The 19,189-nt window shown below is 68.3% G+C and carries 19 protein-coding genes and 2 pseudogenes; 11 read left to right on the forward strand and 10 right to left on the reverse strand.

Annotated features, from left to right (window positions below; translation table 11 throughout):
- Positions 1 to 533 precede the first annotated feature (533 nt).
- The 6 genes and pseudogenes from ACFWTC_RS32260 (at position 534) to ACFWTC_RS32285 (ending at position 4,831) form a co-directional block, all read left to right on the forward strand.
- Complete coding sequence (locus ACFWTC_RS32260; RefSeq protein ID WP_384029585.1) at positions 534 to 1,163, forward strand: hypothetical protein; 630 nt, start codon at positions 534 to 536, stop codon at positions 1,161 to 1,163.
- A gap of 440 nt (positions 1,164 to 1,603) precedes the next feature.
- The gene (locus ACFWTC_RS32265) at positions 1,604 to 1,816 is read left to right on the forward strand and encodes a helix-turn-helix domain-containing protein (protein ID WP_383932980.1); all 213 of its coding nucleotides are present in this window, start codon (positions 1,604 to 1,606) and stop codon (positions 1,814 to 1,816) included.
- A gap of 169 nt (positions 1,817 to 1,985) precedes the next feature.
- A complete protein-coding gene (locus ACFWTC_RS32270; RefSeq protein WP_383932982.1) occupies positions 1,986 to 2,216 on the forward strand; it encodes a transposase in 231 nt (76 codons plus the stop codon).
- Positions 2,217 to 2,221: 5 nt separating this feature from the next.
- Entirely contained in the window at positions 2,222 to 2,809 is a 588-nt protein-coding gene (locus ACFWTC_RS32275) for an IS3 family transposase (protein WP_384029591.1), read from the forward strand.
- A gap of 314 nt (positions 2,810 to 3,123) precedes the next feature.
- Positions 3,124 to 4,267 (forward strand): annotated as a pseudogene (locus tag ACFWTC_RS32280) (IS30 family transposase).
- Positions 4,268 to 4,507: 240 nt separating this feature from the next.
- Positions 4,508 to 4,831, forward strand: coding sequence for a hypothetical protein (locus tag ACFWTC_RS32285; protein WP_383932990.1), 324 nt, complete (start codon positions 4,508 to 4,510; stop codon positions 4,829 to 4,831).
- 183 nt (positions 4,832 to 5,014) lie between these two features.
- Here the strand turns inward: ACFWTC_RS32285 and ACFWTC_RS32290 are convergent, their stop codons facing one another.
- Positions 5,015 to 5,602 (reverse strand): cysteine hydrolase family protein, encoded by a 588-nt coding sequence (locus ACFWTC_RS32290; RefSeq protein ID WP_383932984.1) that lies wholly within the window; start codon positions 5,600 to 5,602, stop codon positions 5,015 to 5,017.
- A gap of 74 nt (positions 5,603 to 5,676) precedes the next feature.
- Between ACFWTC_RS32290 and ACFWTC_RS32295 the strand changes: the two genes are divergently transcribed.
- The 4 genes and pseudogenes from ACFWTC_RS32295 (at position 5,677) to ACFWTC_RS32310 (ending at position 9,494) form a co-directional block, all read left to right on the forward strand.
- Complete coding sequence (locus tag ACFWTC_RS32295) at positions 5,677 to 6,669, forward strand: GlxA family transcriptional regulator (protein ID WP_383932986.1); 993 nt, start codon at positions 5,677 to 5,679, stop codon at positions 6,667 to 6,669.
- Between the two features lie 189 nt (positions 6,670 to 6,858).
- A pseudogene (locus ACFWTC_RS32300) lies at positions 6,859 to 7,208 on the forward strand (PHP domain-containing protein); the annotation flags it as partial.
- 103 nt (positions 7,209 to 7,311) lie between these two features.
- Positions 7,312 to 8,817 carry an ISL3 family transposase gene (locus tag ACFWTC_RS32305; protein ID WP_384029589.1) on the forward strand — a complete coding sequence of 502 codons (1,506 nt, stop codon included), beginning with the start codon at positions 7,312 to 7,314 and terminating at the stop codon, positions 8,815 to 8,817.
- A 431-nt stretch (positions 8,818 to 9,248) separates the two neighbouring features.
- Positions 9,249 to 9,494 (forward strand): hypothetical protein, encoded by a 246-nt coding sequence (locus ACFWTC_RS32310; protein WP_383926297.1) that lies wholly within the window; start codon positions 9,249 to 9,251, stop codon positions 9,492 to 9,494.
- An 854-nt stretch (positions 9,495 to 10,348) separates the two neighbouring features.
- Here ACFWTC_RS32310 and ACFWTC_RS32315 read toward each other — a convergent pair.
- The 6 genes from ACFWTC_RS32315 to ACFWTC_RS32340 form a co-directional block, all read right to left on the reverse strand.
- Positions 10,349 to 10,591 carry a hypothetical protein gene (locus ACFWTC_RS32315; protein ID WP_383926398.1) on the reverse strand — a complete coding sequence of 81 codons (243 nt, stop codon included), beginning with the start codon at positions 10,589 to 10,591 and terminating at the stop codon, positions 10,349 to 10,351.
- Positions 10,543 to 11,079: a transposase gene (locus ACFWTC_RS32320; RefSeq protein WP_384029583.1), complete on the reverse strand. Its 537-nt coding sequence runs from the start codon at positions 11,077 to 11,079 to the stop codon at positions 10,543 to 10,545. The genes ACFWTC_RS32315 and ACFWTC_RS32320 overlap by 49 nt, the downstream gene beginning before the upstream one ends.
- Positions 11,076 to 11,261 carry a winged helix-turn-helix domain-containing protein gene (locus ACFWTC_RS32325; protein ID WP_383926301.1) on the reverse strand — a complete coding sequence of 62 codons (186 nt, stop codon included), beginning with the start codon at positions 11,259 to 11,261 and terminating at the stop codon, positions 11,076 to 11,078. The genes ACFWTC_RS32320 and ACFWTC_RS32325 overlap by 4 nt, the downstream gene beginning before the upstream one ends.
- Before the next feature lie 273 nt (positions 11,262 to 11,534).
- Positions 11,535 to 13,196: an IS1182 family transposase gene (locus tag ACFWTC_RS32330; protein WP_384029581.1), complete on the reverse strand. Its 1,662-nt coding sequence runs from the start codon at positions 13,194 to 13,196 to the stop codon at positions 11,535 to 11,537.
- An 85-nt stretch (positions 13,197 to 13,281) separates the two neighbouring features.
- Positions 13,282 to 13,698: a hypothetical protein gene (locus ACFWTC_RS32335; protein ID WP_384029579.1), complete on the reverse strand. Its 417-nt coding sequence runs from the start codon at positions 13,696 to 13,698 to the stop codon at positions 13,282 to 13,284.
- Between the two features lie 51 nt (positions 13,699 to 13,749).
- Positions 13,750 to 14,679, reverse strand: a complete 930-nt coding sequence (locus ACFWTC_RS32340) for a hypothetical protein (protein WP_384029577.1) — start codon at positions 14,677 to 14,679, stop codon at positions 13,750 to 13,752.
- A 243-nt stretch (positions 14,680 to 14,922) separates the two neighbouring features.
- Between ACFWTC_RS32340 and ACFWTC_RS32345 the strand changes: the two genes are divergently transcribed.
- Positions 14,923 to 15,435, forward strand: coding sequence for a hypothetical protein (locus ACFWTC_RS32345; RefSeq protein ID WP_384029575.1), 513 nt, complete (start codon positions 14,923 to 14,925; stop codon positions 15,433 to 15,435).
- A 92-nt stretch (positions 15,436 to 15,527) separates the two neighbouring features.
- Here the strand turns inward: ACFWTC_RS32345 and ACFWTC_RS32350 are convergent, their stop codons facing one another.
- The 3 genes from ACFWTC_RS32350 to ACFWTC_RS32360 all read right to left on the reverse strand — a co-directional run bounded on the left by ACFWTC_RS32350 (position 15,528) and on the right by ACFWTC_RS32360 (position 18,963).
- A complete protein-coding gene (locus ACFWTC_RS32350; RefSeq protein ID WP_383926316.1) occupies positions 15,528 to 16,412 on the reverse strand; it encodes a DMT family transporter in 885 nt (294 codons plus the stop codon).
- A gap of 160 nt (positions 16,413 to 16,572) precedes the next feature.
- Positions 16,573 to 17,610 (reverse strand): D-alanine--D-alanine ligase, encoded by a 1,038-nt coding sequence (locus ACFWTC_RS32355; RefSeq protein WP_383926319.1) that lies wholly within the window; start codon positions 17,608 to 17,610, stop codon positions 16,573 to 16,575.
- Positions 17,611 to 17,751: 141 nt separating this feature from the next.
- Positions 17,752 to 18,963, reverse strand: coding sequence for a pyridoxal phosphate-dependent aminotransferase (locus ACFWTC_RS32360; RefSeq protein ID WP_384029573.1), 1,212 nt, complete (start codon positions 18,961 to 18,963; stop codon positions 17,752 to 17,754).
- Positions 18,964 to 19,189: the final 226 nt, after the last annotated feature.

Below are 19,189 nucleotides of genomic sequence, written 5' to 3' on the forward strand. Positions count from 1 at the left end.
TGGCGAAGACCAGTCTCCAACACCAGCTCACCGGCGCCGCCATCAACCTCGCCCGCATCGATGCCCACCTCACCGAAGCGCCCCGGGCTCGCACCAGCCACTTTGCGGCACTTCGCCCCGCCGGATAGATCCGACGGGGCGAAACAACCCGGCCCGAATAAACCAACAGCGTCCACATGCGATCCGGGCCCCGATCCGTGTGCACCGGCCCCGGACTTCACAGGTGGAAGGCGGCCAGCACCTGCAGGGCGCCAGTGACTGATACGACACGCCGGTCACATCGTCGGAATCGGTTTCCCCTCAACGAGCGGGCATTTCCGGCGCGAACCGGCCCCGGCCACAGGGAGGCAGCCTCACACTGCCTCCATGATTCCTCCGCGGTTTCGCGCCACTGGTCGACGGAATCGCCCGTTCCCGGGTGAGATCATGCCAAAGCTGCCACAGATCTTTCATGCCTCCCGCACGTAAATGTCCGCCTCATTAGCCTCACCCTCGACCGACCTGATCGAACAGGTCTCCAAAGAGGGGAAATCATGCGTAAAGCTGCATCTCTGGCCCTGTCCATCGCCGGAATATCAGCCCTCAACACGGGCACGGCCATCGCCGCCGACACCCCTGCCAAGGAGCTTGCGACGGTGACCACCGTCGCGGGCAGTGACGTAGACCTGAGCACCGCGACCGTTTCCCACTTCGGCTACGACGGAAGCCAGACGTTCAGCAGCCCCGTCATGAATGCAGACACCCCCGGGGCTGCGGAGCCGAGCAACTGGCTTCCGGCACGTCTGACCAGCTCCGTGAAGACCGCCGCCGCGCCCGGTGGCTTCGTGTGCACCATCTGGGTCGGAGGGGTCGTGGCCGATGGGCTGAGGGACATCAAGGCTGGCACGCACCAGACCTGCACCGGCAGCTTCCGCACCCAGTGGACACAGGCGCAGTTCGCCTCCGAGAAGGGCGGATGGCACCGCATCACCAACTCGATCATCGGCCCGAGGAGCAGCCAGCAGATCAACGACACAACCTTCAGTGTCGGATGCAAGTCGAACCCGAAGGACGGGCGTCAGAACTACCGCCTTGAGGGCCGTGGCTATGCAATCGCCACGAACGGAGTCCAGGTACGGGGCGACCTGCATTATGGGAAGGCGTCCAAGTGGACGTGCGTCTGACAGTCGAGGTGCACCGTGAACTCTGACCCCCGTCCGGCAGGCCAATCGTTCGGCTACCCGCCGCCCTTGTCCGAGGAGAGCGTATCCTTCGACACGTCTCCTGCGAAGCGGTCTGCCGCAGAGGAACTGCTCGACGGAGTAGCGAGAGAGACCGAGCCCGGCGATTTCCCTCCGAACTACTGGACGGGTTCGGCAGCTGGTTGACGGACACGCGGTTGTCCAGGGTCTTTGTTCCTCCTGTCCCGACGCCTTTGTTGTCGGGACAGGAGGAACTTGCGCGCAAGGACGTGCGATCACCGCCGTCCGGAAACGATCGTTCGTGAGACACGGAGATCGACAAGACGTTCCCGCAGGTCACGAATGTAAGGCTTCGCGTGTACGCGCCTATGTAACGCCCTACGCAGATCCTGGGTGCGGTAGCCGAGTTCGAGCACGCCCTGATGTCGGAGCGGACAATGGACGGTCTGGAGTCCGCCCGCACCCGGGGTCGCACCGGCGGGCAGAAGCCCAAGCTCGGCCCCCGCCAGGTGAAGCTCGCACGGGAGATGTACGACTCCGGCGACCACACCGTCCAGCAGATCGCCGACGAATTCGGCGTCACCCGCCCCACCATCTACCGCCAGCTCAGCAAGGTCCCCAGCCAACCCGCGTAGCCCGGCATTCTCACAGGTCAAGGGGTACTTTGAACCGTTCCGGGTTCGGTAGGGACTCGATTGTTTGAGAGGATCGATTCATGGCACGTCCTTCCCAGTACCCGCTTGAGCTGCGCCGTCGTGCGGTGCGCATGGTTGCCGAGGTGACTACGACACCGGGTGGGCTGCGATGAAAGCGGTCGCCGCGAAGCTCGGCATCGGCACGACCGAGACGCTGCGCAAGTGGGTCCGTCAGGACGAGATCGACGCCGGGACCCGGCCCGGGGCGACGACGGAGGAGTCGGCCGAGCCGAAGCGGCTGAAGAAGGAGAACGCCGAGCTGAAGCGGGCGAACGAGATCCTGAAGGCTGCGGCGAGTTTCTTCGCGGCCGAGCTCGACCGGCCACACACACGCTCGTAGCGTTCATCGACGAGCACCGGGACCGCTTCGGCGGAGTCGAGCCGATCTGCCGTGTTCTGACCCAGCACGACTGCAAGATCGCCCCGTCCACCTACTACGCCCATCACAAACGCCGGCAGACGCCCTCGGCCCGCACCGTCCGCGACACCGAGCTGAAGATTCTGATCAAGGAGGCATACGACGCCAACTACCGTGTCTACGGGGCGAGGAAGATCTGGCGGCACCTGAACCGCCAGGGCCAGACCGTGGCCCGCTGCACCGTCGAACGGCTGATGCGCGAGCTCGGCATCACCGGCGCGGTCCGCGGCAAGAGAGTGATCACCACGATCCCGGACCCCTCCGCGCCCAGGGCGCCGGACCTGGTCGACCGCGACTTCGTCGCGTCCGCGCCGAACCGCTGCTGGGTCGCCGACTTCACCCATGTCGCCACGTTCTCCGGCGTCGTCTACGTCGCCTTCGTCGTGGACACCTTCTCCCGCCGCATCGTCGGCTGGTCCGCCTCGACCACGAAGCAGACCCGGCTCGTGCTGGACGCCCTGGACATGGGACTGTGGCAGCGCGACCGCAAACCAACACCCGCCACTGCCCAGTAAGTTGGTTCATCACTCGACGCGGGCTCGCAAGCCGGATTCAACTGGTCGTCGCAACACCTTGATCACGGAGGTATGCGATGGGACGAGACCAGAAGCAGAAGGTGCCGGAGGAGCCGGCGGGAGCGCGACGGCAGTGGGCGGCGGATCGGGCGATGCGACCGCCGATGCGTTCACCGGGTCGGCCGGAGCCGTCTCGTGCAGTGCAGCGCCACTTCTGGCAGCGGATCGCGTCGGGAGTGACGACGGCAGAGGCGGCGGTGGCTGTTGGCGTTTCATGTCCGGTCGGAACCCGATGGTTCCGTCACGCTGGCGGGATGCCGCCGATCAGCCTGGATGAGCCCACCGGCCGCTATCTGTCGTTCGCTGAGCGTGAGGAGATCGCGCTGCTGCGCGCCCAGGAGTTCGGCGTGCGGGAGATCGCTCGCAGGATCGGCCGCGACGCGGGCACGATCTCACGCGAGCTGCGCCGCAACGCGGCGACCCGTGGCGGCAAACCGGTCTACCGGGCTCTGGTGGCGCAGTGGAAAGCGCAGCAGGCTGCGAAGCGCCCGAAGACCGCGAAGCTCGCAGGCGACGAAAGGTTGCGTGAGTACGTGCAGGAGCGGCTCGCCGGCAGCGTCCGTCACCCCGACGGCATGATCGTCACCGGGCCTGAGACGCCGGGGTGGAAAGGGCTGAACAAGCCGCATCGGCAGGACAGGCGGTGGGCGACGGCATGGAGCCCGGAGCAGATCTCGCACCGGCTCCATGTCGACTTCCCCGATGATGAGTCCATGCGCATCAGCTACGAGTCGATCTGCCAGGCGCTGTTCATCGAAGGCCGTGGCGCGCTCAAGCGGGAACTGGTCGCGTGTCTGCGCACCGGCCGGGCGCTGCGGGTTCCCCGCGCACGGTCGCAGAGCAAGCCGCAGGGGCATGTCACCGCGGACGTCATCCTCAGTGAACGGCCCGCCGAGGCCGGGGACCGTGCGGTCCCCGGACACTGGGAAGGCGACTTGATCATCGGGGCGGGCCGCTCCGCGATCGGCACGCTTGTCGAGCGCTGCAGCCGCTCCACGCTCCTGATGCACCTGCCTCGGCTCGATGGCTGGGGCGAGAGTCCGCCCGTGAAGAACGGCCCCTCGCTCGGGGGCTATGGCGCGATCGCGATGAACGCGGCGCTCAGCACGTCGATGACGCAGCTGCCCGAGCAGCTCGCAGGACCCTCACCTGGGACCGCGGGAAGGAACTCTCCGGTCATGCCCAGTTCGCTCTCGATACCGGGACGAAGGTGTTCTTCGCCGATCTGCACTCGCCCTGGCAACGACCGACGAACGAGAACACGAATGGGCTACTGCGTCAGTACTTCCCGAAGGGCACTGATCTCTCCCGCTGGTCGTCCACGGACCTTGAAGCCGTCGCCATGGCGAAGAGCAGCTACGCTCGCTGCAACAGCCCGGTGTTGCAACGACTGGTTGAACTCGCCAGTACGGATCTGGGGCCTACGCCGAGTTCTGCTACCAGCATCGACCACGAGAAGAGCATCGGCGCCCAACTCGTGGCGGACTCCCTCACCGACCTGGCCCTGGACCAGCTGAGGGAGGAACAACCCGACCCGTCCACGGATCGGCTACCCGTCGCAGCCGCAGTGGGCACCGGAAGCCTCCAGACTGTACAGGCCGCCGCACACCCCGCCCTGGAAGTCCTGACCATCGGTGAGTGCGACGGCGCGCCGTTCAGCCTCGCCCCGCTCATCGGACTGCCCCGGCTGCGCACCCTCACCGCCGCCCCGGCACGCTGGCCGACCCCCTGGAGATCATCGGGCTCACCGGACTGGAGTTCCTGGAACTAGGCCCGCTGGAATGGCGCGCCCTCCTGGACGGCGGCGCAGTCCCCCGCACCCTGTCGGCCGCCGCCACCACACCGCACGACGACGAGGACGCGCTGTCCGTCGTGGCCATCGCCAACGAGCTCCTCGCCCTCTGGGACCGGCCACGGATCATCCAGGCCGTCCTCGAAGGAGACCTCGGCCCTGCGGCCTAGCGTCGGGGCAAGCAACGGGTCAGGACAGGATGCCCCTGACACGTTTCCAGTGAGCGCCGCAATTGGTCAGACGGGCCAACTGCGGCGCTATGTCACAGTTGACCGAGTCTTTGACCTGGCCTGTGAGCGGTCGAGTTGGCCCGGGTGAGCGTCGGAGGTGGCCCGCACCCATGGTCTGGGGTGTCAGGGGCGGACGGCGGCCACCAGCTCGCCGGTCGTCACCACCCGGGCGAAGCCCCCGCCGTGCAGCGAGACGGCACTCGCTCGGGCCAGTTCGTCGGCCGTCAAATGCCAGCTGTTCGGGCCAGTCAGGTCGAAGGTGTGGGTGGCGTCGAGGGCGACCAGCACGTCGTAGCCGAGATTGCCGCCCATGCGGGCGGTGGTCTCCACGCACATGTTGGTCTGGATACCGGCCAGTACGACCTGGGTAATGCCCGCCTCCTTGAACCAGTCGTCAAGGTTGGGGGTGCCGTAGAACGCCGAGTTCACGGACTTGGTGACGAGTAGCTCCGGCCCGCCGCCCTTGCCGCGCCGCTCCTCGACGTAGGCCTTGAAATCGTTTCCCTCGTACCCGGTCCGCAGCGGCGAGCCGGGCTTGTTCGAGTCGTGCCGTACGAAGACGACCGGCCGGTCCGTGTTCTGCCAGGCCGCGATCAACGAGGCGATGTTCTGGTCGGCGGCCGGGTTGTTGCGCGGGCCCCAGAACTCCGACTCGTCGAAGCCCTTCTGCACGTCCACCACTACCAGCGCCGCGTTCTGCGTGATCTCCATGTTCACGATCCTGCCGCCCCGGTGGGCCCTGTCACAGGAGCAGAAAAGACAGCGATCGATGGTTTACTGCCAGGATGAACCGACCCGCACCGGCACAGCGCATCGCCCTAATCGCCTTCCCCGGCATCCGGGCCTTCGACGTCTCGGTGATCACCGAGGTGTGGGGTACGGACCGCACCGACCGCGGGTGCCCCGCGTTCGAGCTACGCCGCGTAGCCGCGGGCCCCGAACCGGTACCGATGCGCGGCGGGCTCGCCCTCACGCCGGACCGCACCCTCGCCTGGCTACCCCGCGCCGAGCTGATCCTTGTACCGGGCTTGGACGACCACATCACCCCAGCACCCGAGCCCGTCCTCGCAGCGCTACGCAACGCCCACGCCCGAGGCACCACCATCGCCGCTCTGTGCGGCGGCGCGTTCACACTCGCCCAGGCGGGACTGCTGGATGGCCGCCGGGCGCTGACCCACTGGGCACTGACCGACCTACTGAAGGCCCGACACCCACAGGTGCGGGTCGAGCGGGACGCCCTGTTCGTCGAGGACGGCAATCTGTGGACAGCCGCCGGCACCGCCGCCGGCATCGACCTGTGCCTGCATCTGGTGCGCGCCACGCACGGCGCAGAGGCAGCTGCGACAGTCGCCCGCTCCATGGTCACCGCACCCTTCCGGTCCGGCACCCAGGCCCAATTCATCGAACATCCGACACCGCACGCCGACCGCGCCGCAGACGCACTGGCCGAGGTACGCGCCTTTGCCCTGGCCCATCTCGACGAGCCACTCACGGTGGCCGCGCTTGCCGCCCGCGCCAGGATGTCGCCCCGCTCCTTCGCCCGACACTTCGCGGCAGCCACCGGAACCACCCCGCTGCGCTGGCTTGTCGACCACCGCATCGCAACGGCCCAGAAACTCTTGGAGCGCACCGACCTGCCCATGCCCGAGGTCGCCCGCCGGTCCGGTTTCGGCAGCGAAGTCACCATGCGCCAGCACTTCACATCCCGCCTGGCGACCAGCCCACGCGCCTACCGCACCTCGTTCGCCGAACAACCACCCTCTGCACAGAGGCATTGATTGCGGCCAACCACAACGCTCACCCGGGCCAACTCAAGCGCTTACGGGCCAACCCAAGGACTCAGTCTCACCGGTGATCGCATCCCTACTTCGGAGTAACCGATTCGCGCTGTTCGATTTTAGTTCGATATCATGGAGGGAGAAGTTCCAGCCATATCGGCCGAAAAACTTCACTCTCGGGAGGTGGGCATGCGCAGCGGCTGTCACCTCCACGTGGCGAGCGGCTACTCGGCCCGCTACGGCGCCTCTCAACCCCGCGACCTGGTGGGTCGGGCCGCGGAGCGTGGGATCGGGACGCTCGCGCTGACCGACCGGAACACGTGACGGGCGCGGTGCGCTTCGCGAAGGCGGCCAGCGCCGCCGGGATCCGACCCGTCTTCGGCGTCGACGTCGCCGTCGCCCCCACCCCGCCCCGCACCGGCTCCACAGGGAGGTCCCGTACACCGGTGCGCGGTGGCGCGCACGTGGTGGAGCCGCCGCTGCGGGTCACGCTGCTCGCGCGGAGCGCAGCGGGGTGGGCGCGGCTGTGCCGTCTGGTGTGGGACTGTAAAACGTTCGGCTCTGGCCCGTAGTCGGTGGTGACGCCGAGTAGCCATCCGCGATCATGATCTTGTGATGGATATCAACTCCCTTATCGAAAGGGTGTTTTCCGGGCTGTCGGCGCTGGTCGTCGAGGACGTGACGGACGATGGTGACAAGGTGGTGGTCACGGCCCGCACGCGGGATGTGGCGGTGTGGTGTCCGGTATGCCGAACGCCAGCGGCGAGGGTGCACGGGTACCACCGCCGGACGGTGCGGGACGTGCCGGTCGACGGCCGCCCGGTCGTCGTCCACCTGCGCGTACGAAGGCTGGCCTGTCCGGTTCTGGGCTGCTCCCGCCAGACCTTCCGTGAACAGATTCCCGGACTGCTGAAGCGTCATCAGCGCCGCACTGTGCGTCTCGCCGGGCAGATATCGCAGGTGGCGCGGGAGCTATGCGGGCGGGCGGCCGCACGCCTGGCCGCTCTGCTGGCCGTGCCCGCCTCCCGCAGCACCGCACTGCGCCATCTGCGGCGCCTGCCGCTGCCCAAGCAGGCCATCCCGCGGGTGATCGGCGTGGACGATTTCGCCCTGCGCCGCCGCCACCGCTACGCCACGATCATCACGAATGCCGAGACCGGCCGACGCATCGCGGTCCTGCCCGACCGCGAGAGGGCCACCCTGGAGTCCTGGCTGCGCGAACATCCCGGCATCGAGGTCGTGTGCCGGGACGGCTCGGCCACCCACGCCGAGGCCGTCCGCCGCGCCCTGCCCGACGCGGTGCAGGTCAGCGACAGATGGCACCTCTGGCGCAATCTCTGCGACAAAGCCCAGCTCGAGGTCCGCGCGCACGCCGGCTGCTGGGCCACCGTCAACCCGCCCCGCCCCGGCGGAGTACGCGAGCAGACCACCCGCGAACGCTGGAACAAGATCCACGATCTCCTCCGCCAAGGTGTCGGCCTGCTCGACTGCTCTCGCCGCCTGGGCCTGGCCCTGAATACCGTCAAACGCTATGCCCGCATGCCCGAACCCCAGGCCCTGCACCTCACCCCTGCCTACCGGCCCACCCTCATCGACCCCTACCGCGAGCACCTGCGCCAGCGCCGTGCCGAAGAACCAGCCGTCCCGGTCACCCACCTCCTCGAGGAGATCCGGGAGCTGGGCTACACCGGCAGCGCAAACCTCCTGGTCCGCTACCTCAACCAGGGCCGCGCCGAAAACGACCGCCCCGTCACCACGGTGCGTCACGCCGGCCGCCTCCTGCTCACCGACCCCGAGAATCTACGCCCGAAGGAAACGGCCCTCCTGGAGAAAATCGCCGCAGCCTGCCCGGAGATGACCGCACTCGCCGATCTCATACGCGACTTCGCCGCCCTGCTGAAACCAGCCGAGGGGAACGACACGAAACTCACCGAGTGGATCACAGCCGCCCGCGCCGTCGCCTTGCCCCACCTGCGCAGTCTCACCAACGGGTTCGAAATCGACCGGCCCGTCGTGAACGCCGGCCTCACCTTGCCCTACCACAACGGCCGCACCGAAGGCGTCAACACCCGCACCAAGAGAATCATGAGACAGATGCACGGACGCGCCGGATTCGACCTCCTCCGCCACCGCATCCTCCTGCCCTGAAGGACACCCGGCGTCACCACCGACTACGGGCCAGAGCCGCTCGTGACAGACCCACGCTGGGGTGCCGCCGGACGTCAACAAGGATCTGATGGACCACCGTCTCATCACCACCGCCCAGGGCTACTACCGCATCGGCGCGGAACGGCCGCGAGGCCGTCGACCGGGTCACAGCCCTCCAGTTCGACCGGCACGGCAACCATGTCTGGCGCGCGGCGCAAAGCCTGCTGGACTCCGGGCATGTCCGCCGCGCGATCGGGGAGGTCGCCACCCCGTACGGGGTCTGCCGCGAACCGTCCAACGTCGCCGCCGGCGGCCACGCCTGCCCGCTGCGGTTCCGCTGCCTGGGCTGCGAGCACTTCTCCACCGACGTCTCCTACCTCCCCGAACCGAAAGCCCACCTCTCCGACCTGCTGCGCAGCCGGGAACGGCTGATGTCCGCGTTCGAGGCCGACGAGTGGGCCCGCACGCAGGCCATGCCCTCGGCGGAGGAAATCAGCCGGGTCCGCCGGCTGATCAACCGAGTCAGCTCCGATCTCGACCAGCTGACCGCCGAGGACCGCGCGCAGGTCGAGCAGGCCGTCGCTCTCGTGCGCCGCTCCCGCACCGTCCACCTCGGCATGCCACGCGTGGGCCAGCCCCTGCCCGACGTCCGACCCCCAAGGAACCTGCAGCCGTGACCACCGCCATGAACGACGGCCGCCAGGCCGACACCGAACGCCGCCGCACCCGGGTGCAGGCTGCCATCACTGCCGCCCGGCACGAGGGGACACCGCTGACGGCATCGGCTATCGCCCGGGCTGCCCGTGTCGACCGGACCTTCCTATACCGCCACCGTGACCTTCTGGATGCCCTCCACTCCGCCGCCCGCCAACCCACCGCACGGGCCGGGAACGGGCCCGCAATCACCCGAGCCTCGCTTCAAGCCGACCTGGCCAACGCGGCCGCCGCAGTGCCCGCCTGGCGGCCCGCGTCCAGCAGTTCGAAGAACGCCTGTCGAAGGCGCTCGGCGAAGAGGTCTGGCGGACCTCGGGACTCGGGGGACCGGCCGACACCGCCGCGCTCACCAGGCGCGTTACCGAACTCGAACAAGGAAGCGTGGAACTGAAGCGCGCCTTGGACGAAAGGCAAGCCGAACTCGACGCGGCCCCAGCCGCCAACCGGGACCTGACCCAGCACTCAATCAACGCGTCTGAAAGGCACGGCAAGTCGCCCCGCCCGGCTATGTCGGCCCTGTTCTCTTATAGCCACGGCCAGGTGGTGTAGCGCTGAGCAACTGCCATGGCCCTCGCTTCCCCGCTCCGGCTGTCTCGTTGGGGCTGCACGAGTGACGGCGAGGGGCGATGCAGCAGGACTGGGGGCCGGAAGACCTGATCGCGGTCTGGACGCTGATCGAAGACGACATGAAGAAGGCGCGGAACAAGTCCGTGGCGACCCGACCCGATTGGGCGTTCGTGGGCTCGTTGTTCAGTCGGGTGTCTCGGCCGAGTCGGCCGGCTCGGCGTCGTTGGCCGGTGCGGACCGCTCGATGTCGTCATTGGTCGCGGCCCAGCTGGAACTGGCTGGGGCCGTCGGGGAGCGGGAAGGTTTCGAAGGGCAGGTCGAGGTCGCCAACGACCGGATGGTGGAGGAGCTTCACGCCGGTGGTGTGCATCCGGACGTTGTGGGCGGCCCAGCGGCGACGGAATTCCTCGCTGCGGGTGGACAGCTCCCCGATTACTGAGGTTTTCAGGGTGGGGTCGGTGGTGCGAGGGTCAGGTTGGTGGCGGTGAGGCAGCCGTCGATCAGGTGGGGTTTGAGTTGGATTCTGCGTAACTCGCGGCGGAGTTTGCGGTCGAGGTCGTCGGGTGTGCCGAAGGCGGTGTTGGCCATCGCTCTGCGCACGAGGGACCAGACGGCCTCGACGGGGTTGAGGTCTGGTGCATACGGCGGCAGCCGGACGGTTGTGAGCCAGTCGTGCTCGGCCTCATACCGCTTCAGCCCGGCGGCCAGATGGGTGTTGAGATTGTCCCAGACCACCACGATGGGTCCGCCGAGCTGGATATGGGCCCTCACCAGCAGGTCGCGATAGTCCTGCCACGAGAAGCTTTTGCGGGCACCCTTGAGCAGGAGATGGTTGCGGGGGCGGTGGATGAGACGGCTCTTCTCACCGGGTTTGTAGCAGCACAGGGCCGCGACCGAGGTCCGCCGGCGGGAGCGGCCGCAGACGCGGATGACGGGGGTGTGTCCGCGCCGGCCCCAGGTGCGGGCGCGGGGCGGCGTCATGGAGAATCCGGCCTCGTCCTCGAAGACGATCCAGCCCCCACACGCCGCCGCGAGGCTTTTACCTGGGGCCACACCTCCTTCTTCCACAGCTCCACCGCGTGCTCGTCCCGCTCGAGTGCTCTGCGGGCAGGTGCCTGCCAGGACCAGCCGTGCCGTTTCAGCAGCCGCCATACCGTCGCCACCGAAACTCTCGACGTCGGCCCGGCTGCCCGGGCCGACCCGGTGCAGAGACGAGTCCTCAGCCCGAGTAGTAGCCACGCTGCTCCTTGGTGCCGCCGAAAAGAAGAACGCTCGGAAATCGGGTACGTCGTGCCGTGGAAGACGTAGCTCCGCCGGCCGCGCAGGCGGGCCGCGGCGGATATAGTGGGGTACCAGTTTGTTACTCAGGCACAGAGGGCCCTTCACCATGGGATGCCGTTGGTTAATTCGGGCCCGGTTGTTTCGCCCCGTCGGATCTATCCGGCGGGGCGAAGTGCTGCGAAGTGGCTGGTGCGGGTGCGGGTGCGGGTGCGGGCCCGGGGTGTTTCTGTGAGGTGGGCGTCGATGCGGGCGAGGTTGATGGCCGCGCCGGTGAGCTGGTGCTGGAGGCTGGTCTTGGCCAGGCCCTGGTAGCGGGATCTGCGCAGGCCGCAGCGCCCAACGCCTTGGGAGATGGTGCCCTCGACGCCGGCTCGGATCTTGTAGCGGTCCTTCCAGGCGTCGGTCTGCTGTTCACGACGGGCGGTCTGGACGGCTTCGTGTTCGGCGCGGCGCCGCAGGGTGATCTCGCGGCGTTCGGCCTTCGGTGAGCTGACGCAGTCGCGCAGGCTGGGGCAGGTGCGGCAGTCGGCGGGGTTGAAGCGGACCCGGATCACCGGCAGGCCCTGCTGCGAATGCCGGTGGTGCCACTGGGTGCTGGCGACGCCGTTCGGGCAGGTCACCCTCTCGCGTTCCCAGTCGATGGTGAACGCGTCCTGCGCGAAGCCGCCGCCGGCCTGGGCGGTGGTGTCGGCCGCCATCGGCCCTGCCAGGTCGACGCCGTGCTCGGTGCGGGCGATCACGACCTGGGCGGCGGTGGGATATCCGGCATCGACCCAATGCTCGCCGGGCAGGCAGTCCCGTGCGGCCAGGCCGTTGTGGATCGTCTCGCTCATCACACTGTCGGGGACGGTGGCGACGGTGGTGACCACGTTCGTGAGCAGGTTCGGGGCATCCGCCTCGCCGCACGTCTCGGTGAGGTGGACTTTGTATCCGTCCCACATCGTGTCGCGCTTCACGCTGCCGCGAGCCTCGATGTCATAGGGAGTGACCAGGCGCGTCGCGCCCGGCGGCCGGTCTTTTGGGTCCCGTCGCACCACCTCGCCCCCGGCCAGCTGGAAGTGCTGCACCCAGACCTGCCTCAGGATCTCCACCTCTTCCAGCTCGCGCAGTCCCAGGGGCGCGTCCGGCGAGGTCACGGCCGCGAGCAGCCGCATCCCGTCCGCCCCGGTCCGCAGGCCGACCTCGTCCCGCTGGGTGCCTGCCTTGGGGAAACGGGAGTCCTCGGCCCGCGTGGCGTAGTGCTTGAACCAGTCCGGGTCGGCGACCTCTCGCAGCCAGTCGGGAGCGGCGAGGGCCACTGCGTTCAGCGCCGAGCGCAGTGTCTCGGCGACCATCTCCAGCCAGTTCAGTGCGCGGGCCGCCGAGAGCACATGCGTGGAATCGGTCCGGGCCTTCCCACCCGCGGCCAGCAGGTTCTTCTCCCGGGCCGCCGCGAGGATGCCGTCCAGCACCTGCCGTCCGGCGTCCGCCCCGGCCAGCCGGTCCCGGAACTCCGAGAGCACCGAGAAATCGAAGCCCGGATCACCGAGTTCCAGCCCGAGCGCGTACTTGAAGTCGATCCTCGCCCGCACCGCCTCCGCGGCCTGCCGGTCGGTGAGCCCTTCCACGAACTGCAACACCAGCACCAACGCGAGCAGGCCCGGTGACCAGGCAGGCTTCCCACGCGCAAGGAAGAGATCCGCGAACTGCTCGTCGGTGAACAGGACACCCAGCTCGTCCCGGATCCGAATCGCCAGGCTCCCCTTACGGAAGGCCGCCCGCGCCACCCTCACCGTCGCCGCCGGAATCTCCCCCGGCTCCTTCGGCTGCATCGACATCGACACCCTCCCCAAACGACAACATCGGCTCCCAAGACCACAACCAGGTCTTGGGAGCCGACGTCACGCACCTGTCTTGTTCGGCTCAAGCGACCTGGAGTTTCGGTCGGCCCGTCACCGCCGGCGGGGCCTGGTGGTAGGCGGGGAGCTTCAGGTTCGGCAGGTCCCCCGCCTGGATGCGGGCGAGAGCGTCGCGGAACGCTGCCTCCATCGCTTCGGGCGTTTCGTACTTCGCCGCGAGGGGGTGCAGACGGTAGGAGTTGCCGTTGCGCTCTTCACTCCGAGGCCTCAGCACGATGTTCAGGTCGCAGAGCGGCGCCATGAGGCCGCTGACAGCCTGGGGCGTGACGCCGTACTCGGCAGCCATGTCCTTCTGCCGTACCGGCAGCGTTCCCCCGAAGCCGCTGCGGGAGACGAGGTACTGGAGGAACTTCACGGCAGATCCAGACAGCGGCAGGGCCCAGATGCGCTCCGCGACGATCGGAGACATGACGTTAGCCATGGGACAGCCTTCCTCGTGAGCGGTCGCCCGTGGACGGGCCTGGCAGCTCTATCACCCGGTACGTCTCCTTCCACCAAAGCTGTCCTCTGATCCGAAGTCGAGGTCCAGCTCCTCCTGATGGGCGCCTTCAGGTCCCACTGCGTACGGGAACGCGCCGGGATCGTGCTCGTGCCTCTCGGCAATCTCCGCGAGGACTTCGCGCTGGGGGGTGCTGTTGCCTTGGAACCACAGGCGAACGTTGATCTGGATCCGGCCGTTGCCAGCCTTCTCCACCCAGTTGCAGCCGCTCAGGGCCTGGACTGCACGGTTAACCGTCGAACGCGTGATCATCTTGCCGCCCTTTTGTGCGGCAACCTTGTTGAGCCCGTCCGTGATCCCTTGCTGGGTGTACTGGGCGATGCCCGTGCCGGGCACCTGCCCCCCGGCCACGAAGAGGAAGACGCACAGCTGCGACTTCGTGATGCTGTTCGCGACGGCCAGCTGGGCGAGGAACTGTGTGAACCAGTTGCTCGCCAGGCTGTAGCCGGCGCCGCCAGCCATGTCGTGCACGGACTTGGGGTCCGCAGCGTACTCGAAGTGGACGCCCTTGAGGCGACGGCGGCCGGTGGGGTCGGCGGGCCCGGGCGATCTTCTCGCCCAGCTGCTGGCCGAGGACGGCCAGGATGTCTCCGTACTCGGCTTCGACCACCGCCCGCGAGAAGTCCAGAGCACCAGCTCCGCGGAGCCGGGCCAGGAGGGTTTGACCATCTCGGCGGCGGCGAGGTCGTCGAAGGCCTGTCGTTGGGCGGCGTCATTGGTGTCGATTCCGCCATCGACCCAGACGCGGAGGAGGGCCTCGGCCTCGGCGGGTTGGATGGGGCCGCGGATGTCGGGGCGGGGGTTCTTCCGTCCGGTGAGGGCGTCAACTTGGTGCGGGGCAGAGACGTCGAGGCGTGGGGTGACGGTGTACGCGTCGGGTGGGACGTGCCGTAGGGCGAGCACGCCGCCGGTGCCGGGGTGCTCGCGGGCGTGGTCGAGCGCGGAGCCGACCCGGTGGCTGGTCCAGGACAGGGCGAGCGCGGTGACGACGGTGAGGGCGTCGTGGTCGGCGCCGGCCGGGCGGCGGTCAACGACCTGGCGATGACGGGGGCCTCAAATGGGGTTTCCATTTCCAGGGCGCGGTGAGGAAGCGGGTCTCTTCGGCGGCATGCGGGGCCGAAGCCGATAGGCCCGTGGGAGAGGTGGATGGACAGGGCGGCCGCGGCGGCGGTCTGCGCACGACATCACAAGAACAGGGCCGCCTCTCGGCCCAGCGGGAGGAGTGTCAGAGCCATCGGCGACACGCAGGCCATCACCGCCTGGTGTTTCGCCACCCTGCACACCAACGACACGTCACAGACGATGGACCGCATCGTCGATGCGTTCCCCGCGAAGCAACAGCCTCAGATACGAACGCAGTTGGCGCACACCCTGGTCGGCATCCTCAACCAGACGCTCATCCCCAGGATCGGCGGGGGCCGGGCGCCCGCCTTCGAGGTGCTGGTGGGCACGTCGGCGGTCCGCAACCTGATCCGCGAGGGCAAGACCCGCCAGATCCGCAACATGATCGCGACCGGCCACCGCGACGGCATGCAGACCCTCGAAACCAGCATCAACGCCCTCGTCAAGGCAGGCACCGTCACCTACGAGCAGGCCGTACGGTGCACGGCCTACCCGGAGGACATCCACCGGCCCCACGCCCCGGCCGGCCGCACCTGACCGTCCATAGTTTCATGGCCCCGTTCCGGAGAGGTTGCGGGGCAGGAGTTTGATCTGCCCCGGAGGACAGCCCAACGAACGCCCGCCGGGCGTCAGGAGGCCCTGGCCCGCTGCGTGACGATGATGCAAGCGAGCACGACGACTGCGGTCAGCGGGGCGGCCCGGCTGAGCTCCTCGCCGAGCAGCAGCACGGCCCAGACGAGTGTCAGCAGGGGCTGGGCGAGCTGGAGTTGACTGGCGCGGGGCACACCGATGCGGCCCATGCCCTGGTACCAGAGGACGAACGCCCCGAACTGCGAGACTGCGGCGATGTACGCCATCCCGAGCACGGCTTTCGCCGTGAGGTGGACGGGCTCCTGGGGCACCGCCCACACCGAGACGGCGAGGTTGACGGGAGCGGCGAGCACGACGCCCCATGCGATGACCTGCCAGCCCGGCATGTGCGCGGCCAGCCGTCCGCCCTGGGCGTAGCCGGCCGCGCAGACGAGGAGAGCCCCGAACAGGTAGAGGTCCCCGACCGTGGGCTGCCCGTGGTTCTGGGCCAGGGTGAAGGCGATGACGGCCAGCGCGCCGGTGCCGGCAGCGGCCCAGAACACCTTCGAGGGGCTGCGCCGGGTCAGGAGGGCGGAGATCGTCGCCGTGGCCATCGGCAGTACCCCGATGACGACCGCCGAGTGCGCGGTGGACGAGGTCTGCAGGGCGAGGGTGGTGAGCAGCGGGAACCCGATGCCGCACCCGAGGGCGACCACCGCGAGCGCGACCCGATCGGAGCGGGCCGGCAGGGAGGCCCTCGTCCACAGCAGTGCCACCAGGGCCATGGCGGCGGCTATGACTCCGCGTATTCCGGCAGCGCTCCAGGGGCCGAACCCGTCGAGGGCCCAGACGGTTCCCGGGAAGCTCAGGGAGAAGGCGGCGACACCAAGGGCTGCGAGGAGCGTTCCGTTGGTCCGGGGTAGGACTTGGTACCGCGTGATCACGCCGCCATCCGCTTTCATGATCCACCGTCACAGTTCAAAATTTCGATCAACACTCCGGAAAATGACGCGAGTTGTCGTGATTCGGGAGACAGGCCATTTGCATCCGGCTGTGGCGGGGCGTCGGCGTCGGGCAGACGGCCGACGCCCCGACCGCCGTGCATCAGCTCGCCGCGAGCTCCACGAGGCGCTCGATCAGGTCCGGGTAGGTCCACCCGGCGCCTGCCGCCGCCAAGGGCAGCAGACTCGTCTCCGTCAGACCCGGAAGCGCGTTGACCTCCAGGCACATCGGTTCGCCCGAGGCGTCGCAGCGGAAGTCGGTGCGCGAGTAGGTGCCGCTCCCGAAGCCCAGCGCCTCGTGCGCCTGCAGCGCCAGCTCCTGCAATCGGGACGCGGAGTCGGCCGGAACCCGCGCCGGACACACCTCGCTCACGCCCTCGGGCTGGTACTTGGCCGTGTAGTCGAACAGCGGTGTGGTCAGCTCGATCTCGACCACCGGGAGCACCCGGCCACCCACCACGGCGACGGTGAACTCCCGCCCCGGCAGGAACGGCTCCACCAGGAGCTCGACCCCGTCCGATCCCGCCTCGGCGGCCATGCGGGCCAGCTGGGCCGGGGAGTCGACCCGGGTCACCGACACGCTTGACCCGTCCGCCACCGGCTTCGTCACCACCGGTCCCGCGGCCACCAGCCGCTGCACCTCTTCCGGGACCTCGCCGGCGCCCGGCCGCCACAGGGCCCGCTCGACGACCGGCAGACCCGCAGCGCCCAGCGCCGCCTGCGCCCGGTCCTTGTACCAGGCCGCCGCGCAGGCTGAGCTGCCCGCGCCGGTGAAGCGGACGCCCGCCGCCCCCAGGAGGTCCTGCACCGTCCCGTCTTCACCCCAGCCGCCGTGCAGCGCGAGGAACGCCAGGTCCGCCCCCTGCAGCAACTCCAGGACCGGGCCGGCGGTCAGAGCGGCGCGCATGCGCTCGCGCAACCGCTGCCGGCCCGCCGCGGAGGGCGGCTCCTTGCCCACCTCGAACCGGTCCACCGCGTCGCCGCCCCGTAGCGGTCCCGCCAGGACCGGTACCTCGGCGGCGGGGTCCACCAGGACCACCTCGTGTCCGCGCTCCAGCAGGGCCCGGGCGACCGAACCCCCCGAAGCCAACGACACGTCCCTCTCTGCACTCTCTCCACCACACAAGATCACAATTCGCATGGACAAAGTGTTCTGCACTCCTCTCGCTTCCCTCAGGCGCCCTCGACCGTCACCGGCCGCGTGCGAACGTCTGCGTCCCGTCCTGGCCGACGGCGGTGCCGGCCCGCCGCCGTTACCCCGTCGCGTTGCCGCAGGCCGAGGTCACTGGTGGTATCCGTCCAGGAAGTGGCCGATGCGGCTGATCGCGTCTTCCAGGACATCGGCATGGGGGAGCGTGAGGATGCGGAAGTGGTCAGTTCGGCCCAGGTTGAATCCACTGCCCTGCACGACTTGGATCTTCTCCTGGAGCAGCAGATCGAGTACGAACTTCTCGTCATCGTGAATCTTGTACACCTTGGGATCGAGACGCGGGAAGGCATAGAGCGCCCCCTGTGGCTTGACGCAGGAGACACCGGGAATCTCATTGAGTTTTTCCCATGCACGATTGCGTTGTTCGTGGAGGCGACCGCCGGGCAGAACGAGATCCTGGATGCTCTGACGCCCTCCGAGTGAGGCTTGAATGGCGTGCTGGCCCGGCACGTTGGGGCACAGCCGCATCGAGGCAAGGGTGAAGAGACCCTCAAGGTAGCCCTTTGCATGCTCCCGGGGGCCGGAGACCACGAGCCAGCCGGAGCGGAAGCCGGCGACTCGGTACGACTTGGACAGACCGCTGAATGTCAGACATACGACGTCCGGCGCAAGCGTCGCCGCACTCGTGTGTTCCAGATCGTCATAGAGGATCTTGTCGTAGATCTCGTCGACGAACACCATCAGGTGGTGTCGGCGGGCAAGTTCGAGGATTCCTTCAAGAATGCTCGGTGGATAGACCGCGCCGGTGGGATTGTTCGGATTGATGATCACCAGCGCCTTCGTGTGGCCCGTGATCTTCGATGCCATGTCGGACAGGTCCGGGAGCCAGTCGGAAGACTCATCGCAGACGTAGTGAACGGGATTGCCGCCGGCGAGCGTGGTGACCGCCGTCCACAACGGGAAGTCGGGGGCCGGAATGAGTACCTCGTCACCATCGTCCAGGAGAGCCTGGACCGCCATCGACACCAGCTCGGAGACACCGTTGCCGAGGAAGATGTCATCCACGTCGACGTCCAGAAAGCCTCGCTGCTCATAGTGCTGCGCAACCGCGCGGCGGGCCGAGAGGATGCCCCGCGAATCGCTGTATCCATGGGCGAGCGGCAGCATCCGGATGACGTCCCGAACGACTTCTTCGGGGGCCTCGAAGCCAAACAGTGCAGGGTTGCCCGTGTTCAGTCGGAGCACCCTGTGACCGGCCTCCTCCAACGCGTTGGCCCGCTCCACCACCGGGCCTCGGATTTCGTACAAGACATCATTAAGTTTGTTCGACTGGCGAAAGTCCATGCGATTCTCCTCTATGTCGCCGCCGCGACGGGTTCAACTGGAGCGGAGGTGCGGATTCTTTGGAAGATACAACGACCAACGCTTCCGCCCGCCGGCCTGCTACTTCGCCCATCGCGTGCCGACCGCCTTCAGCGACACGACACCAGGAACATCGTCGCCCCGTCCCCACGGCCCCTCCCCCGCCACCGGCGCCGACTGAAACAGCCACCGCGCGTCCCCCGGTCCG

Origin of the sequence: Streptomyces sp. NPDC058619 (assembly GCF_042717785.1) — a bacterium.
Classification (GTDB): domain Bacteria; phylum Actinomycetota; class Actinomycetes; order Streptomycetales; family Streptomycetaceae; genus Streptomyces.

Excerpts from the sequence above, each read along its gene's own strand:
- ACFWTC_RS32260 (WP_384029585.1), top strand. The coding sequence starts at position 534 with ATGCGTAAAGCTGCATCTCTGGCCCTGTCCATCGCCGGAATATCAGCC.
- ACFWTC_RS32265 (WP_383932980.1), top strand. The coding sequence starts at position 1,604 with ATGTCGGAGCGGACAATGGACGGTCTGGAGTCCGCCCGCACCCGGGGT.
- ACFWTC_RS32270 (WP_383932982.1), top strand. The coding sequence starts at position 1,986 with ATGAAAGCGGTCGCCGCGAAGCTCGGCATCGGCACGACCGAGACGCTG.
- ACFWTC_RS32290 (WP_383932984.1), bottom strand. The coding sequence starts at position 5,602 with ATGGAGATCACGCAGAACGCGGCGCTGGTAGTGGTGGACGTGCAGAAG.
- ACFWTC_RS32295 (WP_383932986.1), top strand. The coding sequence starts at position 5,677 with ATGAACCGACCCGCACCGGCACAGCGCATCGCCCTAATCGCCTTCCCC.
- ACFWTC_RS32310 (WP_383926297.1), top strand. The coding sequence starts at position 9,249 with ATGTCCGCGTTCGAGGCCGACGAGTGGGCCCGCACGCAGGCCATGCCC.
- ACFWTC_RS32320 (WP_384029583.1), bottom strand. The coding sequence starts at position 11,079 with ATGACGCCGCCCCGCGCCCGCACCTGGGGCCGGCGCGGACACACCCCC.
- ACFWTC_RS32330 (WP_384029581.1), bottom strand. The coding sequence starts at position 13,196 with ATGTCGATGCAGCCGAAGGAGCCGGGGGAGATTCCGGCGGCGACGGTG.
- ACFWTC_RS32335 (WP_384029579.1), bottom strand. The coding sequence starts at position 13,698 with ATGGCTAACGTCATGTCTCCGATCGTCGCGGAGCGCATCTGGGCCCTG.
- ACFWTC_RS32345 (WP_384029575.1), top strand. The coding sequence starts at position 14,923 with ATGGACAGGGCGGCCGCGGCGGCGGTCTGCGCACGACATCACAAGAAC.
- ACFWTC_RS32355 (WP_383926319.1), bottom strand. The coding sequence starts at position 17,610 with ATGCGAATTGTGATCTTGTGTGGTGGAGAGAGTGCAGAGAGGGACGTG.
- ACFWTC_RS32360 (WP_384029573.1), bottom strand. The coding sequence starts at position 18,963 with ATGGACTTTCGCCAGTCGAACAAACTTAATGATGTCTTGTACGAAATC.